The 4,756-nt window shown below is 35.6% G+C and carries 8 protein-coding genes; 5 read left to right on the top strand and 3 right to left on the bottom strand.

All coding sequences use genetic code 11. The features are described 5' to 3' along the window. Nucleotides 1-287 (top strand): serine--tRNA ligase (locus GXZ72_02415; protein HHT18404.1); only part of this gene is annotated, 287 nt, incomplete at its 5' end. Between the two features lie 259 nt (nt 288-546). On the opposite strand, the gene GXZ72_02410 is transcribed toward GXZ72_02415, so the two are convergent. Further along, nucleotides 547-1,341, bottom strand: coding sequence for a peptidylprolyl isomerase (locus tag GXZ72_02410; protein HHT18403.1), 795 nt, complete (start codon nt 1,339-1,341; stop codon nt 547-549). Next, nucleotides 1,332-2,429 carry a hypothetical protein gene (locus tag GXZ72_02405; protein HHT18402.1) on the bottom strand — a complete coding sequence of 366 codons (1,098 nt, stop codon included), beginning with the start codon at nt 2,427-2,429 and terminating at the stop codon, nt 1,332-1,334. The genes GXZ72_02410 and GXZ72_02405 overlap by 10 nt, the downstream gene beginning before the upstream one ends. A 92-nt stretch (nt 2,430-2,521) precedes the next feature. Between GXZ72_02405 and GXZ72_02400 the strand changes: the two genes are divergently transcribed. From GXZ72_02400 to GXZ72_02385, 4 genes are all read left to right on the top strand, one after another. Then, on the top strand, nt 2,522-2,683 hold the full coding sequence (locus GXZ72_02400; protein ID HHT18401.1) for a hypothetical protein: 162 nt from the start codon (nt 2,522-2,524) through the stop codon (nt 2,681-2,683). Nucleotides 2,684-2,858: 175 nt separating this feature from the next. Then, on the top strand, nt 2,859-3,095 hold the full coding sequence (locus GXZ72_02395; GenBank protein HHT18400.1) for a hypothetical protein: 237 nt from the start codon (nt 2,859-2,861) through the stop codon (nt 3,093-3,095). A 106-nt stretch (nt 3,096-3,201) separates the two neighbouring features. Beyond that, the gene (locus tag GXZ72_02390) at nt 3,202-3,348 is read left to right on the top strand and encodes a hypothetical protein (protein ID HHT18399.1); all 147 of its coding nucleotides are present in this window, start codon (nt 3,202-3,204) and stop codon (nt 3,346-3,348) included. Between the two features lie 117 nt (nt 3,349-3,465). Then, on the top strand, nt 3,466-3,741 hold the full coding sequence (locus GXZ72_02385; protein HHT18398.1) for a hypothetical protein: 276 nt from the start codon (nt 3,466-3,468) through the stop codon (nt 3,739-3,741). 677 nt (nt 3,742-4,418) lie between these two features. On the opposite strand, the gene GXZ72_02380 is transcribed toward GXZ72_02385, so the two are convergent. Next, the coding region (locus GXZ72_02380; GenBank protein HHT18397.1) for a hypothetical protein at nt 4,419-4,756 on the bottom strand (338 nt) is incomplete at its 5' end.

Raw genomic sequence — 4,756 nt, 5'->3', positions numbered from 1 at the left:
TTGAATTTCCTGATGTGCCCAAATACGAGATGCGTCTGGTGGTTCCAGGAGTTGATAAGGGAGTGGCTGCAGTTTCTGCTAACGTGCATGGCACCCATTTTACTGAAGGATTTTCAATTAAAGAAACTCATAACCACACATTATGGACTGGTTGCACTGGTATTGGAACTACCAGGTGGCTTTTTGGTTTCCTGGCTCAAAAAGGTTTTGATGAGGCTAACTGGCCAACTATGGTGCGAGATAAAATGAAAATTGTCAAAACACCTAAGGTATTGACTTGGCCTTAAGTAATTCTTCGAAAAATGTGATAAAAAAGTTATTCATTTTTTTTAATAATTAGCAATCTAAGAGTGGGATATAAAAAATGATAAATCTTAAAGCGGCCATTGTTGGATTTTCACTAATTTTATTCATTGCTTTTTTAATATTGCAGAAATTAGGGAAGTATAAGAAAAAGTCTGAAAAAAGGATACAACGCAATAAAAGAAAGAAAAATAGAAGAAAAAAATAATCAGCTATCTGTAAGAAAAAACTTGTCAAATGACATTAGTCTTGTTTTTCTTCTTCAGGTAGCTTTTCAGGAACATCTTCTGTGGAAACCTCGTCAACAGATACTTCTTCAGTAGATTCTTCTACTTCTTCCTTTTTAACAAACGAATCTACGAATTCCACTGTTTTAATGCCCATGTTGTCCTGAATATCTCGTGATATGCGGAATCGGTCCATGGTTACTTCCATGTGTGGACGCTGGTCGAATTTGGCCATTTCATCCATGGTAATTACTATTTTATCCTCTTCTATGTCCACTTGATGTTTCTCACTATCCAAGTTGGGAGTGCGATAGTGTAATTCGATGAGACTTTTGACTTTTTCTGCGTCATCTTCAATTATTCCTACAACTTTTACTTGGTATTCCAAGTTTTTACCAGCCAGTTCATGGTTGAAGTCCAGTCGAACCCGACCTCCACTAACACTGCGTATGATTCCAGTATTTCCTTCAGAAGTTATGGCCATGCCTACTTGGGGTTTAATTCCCTGTTTTTTAAATTCAGACATGGGCACCAGTTGTATTAATTTGGGGTCTCGTTCTCCGAAAGCTTCTTCGGGAGTTAACTCGATGGTTTTTTCCTCACCTTCTTCCATGTCAACTAATGCTTCTTCCATACCTTTAAGCACATGGCCTCCGCCTATAATTACAGAAACTGGCCCATAAGTTTTTTTATCTGAATGTATTCCATTTTCTTCTGCTACTTCCTCACTGGTACTGTCAAAGACATCACCGGTTTCTTGAACTTTTCCGGTGTATTCAAGCTTTATAAAGTCTCCATTTTTCACTGGCATATCTCTAGCCTCCTATGTACTATTCTCTTTTTAAATTCTCTTAGCACTTCTTTATTTTTATAGTTTAATATGCGTATGGTTGAAGGGTAATTATCAATATATCTGGAAAGATCATCCTTATCAACCCTCACCTCTAATGATGATAAAACCCTTTGACGGTGATGTCTGCTGAATCCTCTGGCAATGCATTCCTCAATTTGTTGGATGGTGGTGAATGGTCTTTTTTGTATTATGTTCTCAATAGTCCGTTCATCAATTAAACTGAAAGATTTGAAATCAGGCACTGTGGCATTGTTGGCTGTGTGAATAATTCCTTGCACATCTCGAACTGTGTTCAGGGGTGCTCTGCCTTGATCAATCTCTTTTCTCAATATTTCCAGGGTTTTTGAAGGTAACATCTTTTTTGCAGATTCAAAAGCTCCAGTAACTACTGCTTCCCTTATAATGGTTCCACTAACACCCTCAATTCGGGGTATGAATAAGAATTTATCCTGAAAGTTAAAGCCTATTTTGGTTAGAGATTTGGATAATGATACTATTACGTAGTTGTCCTCGTTGAGTTTGCCTTTAAGAAGAACATCACCAGTTTCCATGTCCACCATACGGTATGGTTTGGGGGCCACCCCCACTCCTTTACGAATCTTATCTAGTATAATGTCAAATTCTGAGCTTGGTTTGTATCCTCTCGGTATGTAATCTGCGTCAATTGCTTGGAACATGCGTGCCAGACATAAAGAGTATTGTCCTGATCCCATAATTCCCATGGGCGGTCCTTCAACCACCAAATCAGCACCCACTGCTATTGCTGCCTCTGCACGTGCTTGACGAGTCATTATATAAGGAATTCCACGGCCACTGCGTTCAAATGGCCCTGGAACTACTGCGACGAATATTCCTTCAGGAACTTCTTTTTTAGCCTCTAGAAGGCAATGTAAGTGGCCGTTGTGAAGTGGATTGTATTCTGTGAAATCTGCCAGTATTTCAACATCTGATTTTGATTCTATGAAGCGTGCTCGCATTTTTAAATCATTCAGGAATACTTTTTTATCCCTGGAAATAACAGATTTCACAAATTCTTCAGAAGACATGATTATCCATCTAGATTTTAATCATCATCAATGTTATAATTATACGAAAATACTCAATCATATTACTTTTCACAAGCACTCCCACACTTAACATGTCCATACAACCTGACAAAAAAAACTATGCCATGAAAAAATATTCAGTAAGAAAAACAGTCCAAAAAATCAAAGAAGATAAACTTGTTTTAGACTTCCTAGAAGACTTATCAGACAAGGCCAGAACTGAATACTTACAGACAATTACTGAATCCTGCTAGGTAACTGGAAAAACACCGAAAGAACTCCGCACCATATCTAAACAGAAACAGGAAGATAAAATATCTCCCTCTAAATTATCAATAAAAAAAAATGGTTGAAACAGTACGAAAACCATAGCGCAGAACATAACCTGTCACTAGAAACATATAAATTCCTTTTAAACATTATTAAAGCTTGTTCTACGAAGATAAAATCAACGTGCCAAAAGAACGCCAACAAAGACGTAAAAAGAAGAGAAACAGATTTAAAGTGAAGAATAAACGTGACCCCCTAACACCTAAACAGATAAGAGAATTTTTGGATAACTGTCGGAAACTGCGAGAAAAGGCAATGATCCTAACACAGTTCAGTTCAGGCTTAACAATGATAGATCTACTGCAATTAACACTGCAAAAATTCAATGAAGGCTAATCAATATAAGAGACGATAAACAAATCTGCCGTTTACATTTCAAGGAAGGAAAAAACAAAACGGAATCAGAATTCCATAAATTCATAAGTTTTGAGGGCTAGATACAATGAAACAGTATTGCAAGTATGAAAGAAATCTAGAATACCAAACACCCTATTTATTCACACATTACAACAAATACAAAGGAGTTACTGTTGACGCATATCACCGGGACCTCAGAGTCCAGAATGACCGGATGAAACTGGTACAATGAAGGTTTTTATCGGCCAATCACTAGCCACATGTTCCGGAAGTTCTTCAACACACAACTAGCCAATACAGAGAGGGATATGAAGCCAAAAAGACAATAATTTGCCATGTCATCCCCAGTGTGGATGTTAACTACTATCTAACCCATCCTGACAATTTAAAGAAATTATATTTGAAGTTCATACCCACATTGCTTGTTTTTGAATATGAGAGCGTAAACATTATCACAACTGACGATGAAGTTAGAAAGCTTAAATCAGAACTTAAAAAACGTGATAAACGTGACCTGACCCGGGATGAAGAACTAAGACAAATGCGTAAGGATCTAGATAGATCATTGCAAATCAAAAAAATGGAAGAACCCCTAACAAAAATTAGGAAAATTAATAACAACTAAAAAAAAAACTACTTATTGTTATATTTCTTAGAAAAAATGCTCAATAGTACTATCCTGTTTTATCTAAAAAGTATGCAATAACACCAACTAATTGTATTTTTAGCAGGGCTAATCACAACACTAGGTTACAACTCCAAAACAGCCCTACAAAAGCTTTCAGAAACATGAAAAATCTAAAACCCTACATGGTTATATCAATAATTTATTTTTTAGAATGTGTAATGTCATTTGGGGGGTTCCCAAAAACTGTTACTACAAATTTCTAACGCTTCTTAATAATTATCCCACTCTTTGAATAATAATACAATTAAAATACTAATAAAAAGAGTTGCTAGTCCATTATATATGAATATAATCTCTATGCTAGGAGAGAAAGGTATAATGAAACTCAAAATCCACATTACTGAAAAAAGTATAAACATTAGAATCAAAAAAAAATTCTTATTGGTAATTTTTTTTAGTTCAAATATACTACCTATAATGCACATTAAAAAAACAAATGACAACACAAAATAAAAATAGTCTGATGGACGATCTAAATAGTTCCAAAGGTTTGACACCAAAAATCCAACACCCATTATTAACGTTACTAGACTTCTTTTTTTGTTCATAATTTACCTCATATTTTACAGCATGACATGAAAAAATATAATAATAATAATAAGAGATTATATCTCTCAAGTTAACCATAATTTATGTCCATCAACTGTAACTTCAATCCAGGGATCATGATATACATCATACAGCTCTCGATATTCCAGTACAAGACCTATACCGCCCAGAGCTATCCCTGAAGCAGATAATAAAGCAATACCTTCACTAATGCCCGAAGCTAAACCTAGGATAAATACTCCTTCAGCAATCGCTACCTTAGCCGAAGGTTCAATTCTATCTGGCTTGATTTTAACAGTTACAGGTATCACAGGTTCATAAGTGTAATATGTAACTTTGCGTGGTTTCACATATTTTATTACAGGTAACCAAAATCCAGTATATATACGTTTCCAACCTATCC

The organism is Methanobacterium sp. (genome assembly GCA_012838205.1).
Lineage (GTDB): Archaea > Methanobacteriota > Methanobacteria > Methanobacteriales > Methanobacteriaceae > Methanobacterium.
The sequence above is the reverse complement of the archived record's forward strand: the minus strand, read 5'-3'. Positions and strand labels throughout refer to the sequence as shown.